The 4,157-nt window shown below is 45.9% G+C and carries 5 protein-coding genes; 1 reads left to right on the top strand and 4 read right to left on the bottom strand.

The window, feature by feature from the left end:
• The 4 genes from RMO35_RS12055 to RMO35_RS12070 all read right to left on the bottom strand — a co-directional run.
• Nucleotides 1–780 (bottom strand): saccharopine dehydrogenase NADP-binding domain-containing protein (locus RMO35_RS12055; protein WP_309741492.1); only part of this gene is annotated, 780 nt, incomplete at its 3' end.
• 328 nt (nucleotides 781–1,108) lie between these two features.
• On the bottom strand, nucleotides 1,109–1,543 hold the full coding sequence (locus RMO35_RS12060; RefSeq protein WP_309741493.1) for a DUF1823 family protein: 435 nt from the start codon (nucleotides 1,541–1,543) through the stop codon (nucleotides 1,109–1,111).
• Nucleotides 1,536–2,501, bottom strand: coding sequence for a CHAD domain-containing protein (locus tag RMO35_RS12065; RefSeq protein WP_309741494.1), 966 nt, complete (start codon nucleotides 2,499–2,501; stop codon nucleotides 1,536–1,538). The genes RMO35_RS12060 and RMO35_RS12065 overlap by 8 nt, the downstream gene beginning before the upstream one ends.
• A gap of 366 nt (nucleotides 2,502–2,867) precedes the next feature.
• Nucleotides 2,868–3,026: a hypothetical protein gene (locus RMO35_RS12070; RefSeq protein WP_309741495.1), complete on the bottom strand. Its 159-nt coding sequence runs from the start codon at nucleotides 3,024–3,026 to the stop codon at nucleotides 2,868–2,870.
• A gap of 191 nt (nucleotides 3,027–3,217) precedes the next feature.
• Between RMO35_RS12070 and RMO35_RS12075 the strand changes: the two genes are divergently transcribed.
• Complete coding sequence (locus RMO35_RS12075) at nucleotides 3,218–3,751, top strand: HNH endonuclease (protein ID WP_396135659.1); 534 nt, start codon at nucleotides 3,218–3,220, stop codon at nucleotides 3,749–3,751.
• Nucleotides 3,752–4,157: the final 406 nt, after the last annotated feature.

Genomic DNA, 4,157 nt, shown 5'->3' on the forward strand with positions numbered 1-4,157 from the left:
TAATACCTTGAGGTGGGTAATATAGTTTTCCGAAAACGTCATCCAAAACCGTGCGCGTTTGAGCGTGGGGATATTTTTAACCAATGATTCGAGTTCTTCATGATAGAGCAAATATGACTCGCGATCGCCGATTTCTGGATAGGGAATCGGGCGATGGCTTGATAAAGCGGGAATTTCTACCCACTCACCATTTTCAAAATATCGTCCGGGTTGGGTAATTTCGCGGATATTAATTTCGGGATTAAAATTAGTCGCAAAGGCTTTACCATGATTGCCGTCGTTGCAATCAATGATATCGAGATAATGGATTTCGTCGAAGTAATGCTTGAGCGCGTAGACTGTAAACACACCCGTTACGCCAGGATCGAAACCACAGCCGAGAATCGCTGTCAGTCCAGCATTTTTAAACTTATCTTGGTATGCCCACTGCCAACTATACTCAAATTTGGCGACATCACGCGGCTCGTAATTGGCAGTATCGAGATAGTGAATCCCCGTCTCCAAACAAGCATCCATCAATACTAGATCTTGATAAGGCAGTGCGACGTTGATCAGTAGATCTGGTTTAAACTCTTTTATCAGTTTGACTGTATTTGCTACCGTGTCCGCATCGAGCGCGGCGGTGGTGACTTTGGGCGAACCAATGCTCGCCGCAATCTTCTCGCATTTATCGACGCTGCGACTTGCTAGTAAAATATCTGTAAATTCAGCGCGTGCGGCACATTTATGCGCGACGACATTCCCAACTCCACCTGCACCGACGATCATTACTCGTGCCATATTGTCTCCCTGATATAAAGTGATTTGAAATCGTTCCTAACTCTGGATTGTGAAGCTACCGTGTATACACAAGTTGGATAGACTTCGTTTGGAGATCCAAATCCCCCAACCCCCGAGGATGCGGGGGCTTTTAAAGTCCCCCTTTTTAAGCTGCCGTGTATACGCAAGTCTAATTGCTTCGTTTTCGCTGGGTTTATCCCCCCAACCCCCCCTTATAAAGGGGGGGCTTTTGCTCCCTCCCCTTTATAAGGGGAGGGCTGGGGTGGGGTATAGGGACTACGCAGCAACTACCCTACCCTCACAAACAAACCAAAACTAACACCCTAAATTAATATACCCCGCTAGCTAGATAGGCTAACAACCAACTCACGGCTGTAGCTCTACGTGTCTGACGCGGGCCGAATTCGCCGAGTTTATAGCCCTTAAAGCCGAGTTGTTCCTTGAGCAGTTGTTTGTGTTCTGTAGGAATCGATCGAGTGAGTTGGACTGTTGCTGGACGACTAGCGATAAAATCTGGTGGTGTCGGGTAGCTATCTTGCCATGCTGGTGCGACTAGACTCACATCCCAAGTCTGTTCTACTGGCTGATAGCGATAGCCTAAATAATACCAAAGAAGCTGATTGACCTGAAGATCGGAGATCGATTCGTGAATGATTGCCCACATTGTCTCAGTGTCGAGTGGGGGCAATTCCAACCATTCCAAACTTGAGTAATCGTTGGCGCACAGCCTACCGGAGGTAATCGGGACATCGGCATTATCCATGTAAATTATGAATTATATCTCGAATTAGCAAAGATTGAAGTTCCTGCTTGGTATTCGAGCCGCGATATTTCTGTTGAATTGGTTGCCAATTATCCCAGTTGAGATGATTGCTGCGAGCGATCCGATCGTAGAGAGTTGGTAATTTCATCGGCGCGCGTTTGCCCACATTTTTCCGAATAAATTTATCCAAGACGACATTATCCTGAATATTCCCAAATATTTGATGTACCTGTTTGAAATCATTCAGGGAGTCAGTATATTGAGGTGGGTAGCGATCGGGAAAAAGTTCCATCAAGTAACGTACTCCTTTGATCTGCTTGCGGAGATCGTGAAAGGTGTCTCCATGAATGAGTAATAAGTGCGCAACCGCTGTTTCTGGATCGTTACCCGTCTCTAGATCCAGATCGAGCCACCATCCAGGCTGGATCAGTAATTTGGCGATCGATGACAATAATAACTCTGGTAATATTGACGCAATATCGACGATGGCTGTAGGTAAATATTGAGGATTGTTTAGCCAATTATTAATGCCCAATTTAAAATATTGATAATCGCAATCATTCAACATCAACTTGACTTTAAGCATGTCCTTACGGCGGCGTTTAGTAATTGTCGCCGTAACTTTTTCGAGCTGAATTCGCTCGGACTCCGGCAGACTTGACAAGTGATTTTTACAAGTCTGTTGGAGGACATCTAAGTCTCGAACTTTACCTAGTACTCTGGCGATTTTGCCGATCTGTTTTTCGCTCATGACTTTGGGAATATCCAAAATTGGCGCAAATCCCTGCACCTGCGATCGCAATCGGCGCAGACTTACCCGCATCTGATGGATAGCTTCGAGATTGTCATCGGCGAGGACATCGGCTTCGAGGGTGAGGATGCGAACGTATTGTTTTTGGATTGCTGGATAAATATAGTCAGCAATGGTAGTCGGCACGGTGGCGCGGTCTTGGGACATCAAATCTCGATCCACGATCGTCGTTCCTATAAGTGTGTGCAGATGAGCTACTCTATCTTCGATCCTAACCGAATCATTATCTCATCGCCATTGCACTACAATACGTGACATTATTTACGCTCGCGGGCATACAAAGTTCTCAGACTCGGACTACACCCACCTGAAAACAAAATGAGAGTTGTGGCGAGCTGGACATCTCGATAAAATTTATTGTATTATTAGATTAGGATCGGAGCGGTATTCTTAGCTAAGCAAGCTAGTAAATTTTACCGCCATAGTAAAATAATTATTGGTAGTGCTGATGCGATTCGATCGCCATAGCTATACCAACGATACTTTTCAACACCTCCATCAGCCCCACATCTCTTAACTTTCGTGTTCGATTTGTTGTCTCAGTCCATCTTCACAAGTTACTCGATCGCCCAACGGCGCTACGAGCAGAGTTTGTGGCAGATAGCGAATGACAATCGCCGTAATTGTGACAGACGAATCGCGATCGAGATGGCGGGAAAACTCCCACAGCATCTATTACCATTCAACCATAGCGGGAATATAACTGGCGTAACACCATCCCAAATGTTACTCAGTTGAAATAATCACAAGAATACAATATACATCTCTTGTAACCCCCGCTTGTCTACCGTAGACAACGGGGGTTGTTTGCTAGGAGGCTCAATATTATGAAACCTGCCACAAGTGGGATCGCCGACACTAAAATGTTCGATCTCCGATCTACGACTATGCCATCGGTACTCAACCATTCTGTAGTAGTGTTTTCCACTAACTACCTACCAATGGCGCGGATCAATATCCGTCGCGCCATCACTTTACTAATTAGCGGTAGAGCGGAACCATTAGACTTACAGGATAACAAACAAGTATGGGTATTGCGATCGCCCTCAGTCGCGATCGAAGTTCCCCATCATATTCGCCTCAAAACCACTACCGCCGAACGGCTGTGGAAGCTCCCGAGCGTCAGTCGGCGCGAGCTACTTAGGCGAGACGGACATCGGTGTCAATACTGTGGTTCCGCTAAGCAATTGACGATCGATCACGTTATTCCCCGCTCTAAAGGTGGTACGCATACCTGGGATAACGTCACGATTGCCTGCGAAACCTGCAATCACAAGAAAGGCGACAAATACCTCAATGAGACAGCGATGGTGCTCAAAACCAAGCCCAAAGCGCCGATGCACCCTACTGTCGCTTTTGCCGAGCAATTTTGGCAAAGTAAAGAAAATCGCGGCTAGGATCTAGATTAATTGACATAAAGAACCGCCTGCTCGCGAGTAGGCGGTTCTTTGCGTAAGCATCGATAGCAAATAGAGATCTGTAGGTTGGGTAGAGGCTCTGCGAAACCCAACATCCACACAATCAATTTGTAATACCAATTTAAATGATGACAGCTACAGATCTTTACCCCACCCAACCTCCCCTTATAAAGCTACCGTGTATACACAAGTTGGCTGGGCTTCGTTTCTAGATCTGAATCCCCCAACCCCCTTAAAAAGGGGGCTAAGATCCGGTCAAAGTCCCCCTTTTTAAGGGGGATTTAGGGGGATTTAGGGGGATTTCGCTTCTAACAAAAGATGTGTTTAGAAGGTAGCCTTATAAATGGGAGGAGCCAATCTGTCGTCTATCAATTTTAATTTGGTA

Source organism: Chamaesiphon sp. OTE_20_metabat_361 (assembly GCF_031364565.1).

Coding starts and splice junctions, on each gene's coding strand:
- RMO35_RS12075 (WP_396135659.1), top strand. CDS start 3,218: ATGTTCGATCTCCGATCTACGACTATGCCATCGGTACTCAACCATTCT.
- RMO35_RS12060 (WP_309741493.1), bottom strand. CDS start 1,543: ATGGATAATGCCGATGTCCCGATTACCTCCGGTAGGCTGTGCGCCAAC.
- RMO35_RS12065 (WP_309741494.1), bottom strand. CDS start 2,501: ATGTCCCAAGACCGCGCCACCGTGCCGACTACCATTGCTGACTATATT.
- RMO35_RS12070 (WP_309741495.1), bottom strand. CDS start 3,026: ATGCTGTGGGAGTTTTCCCGCCATCTCGATCGCGATTCGTCTGTCACA.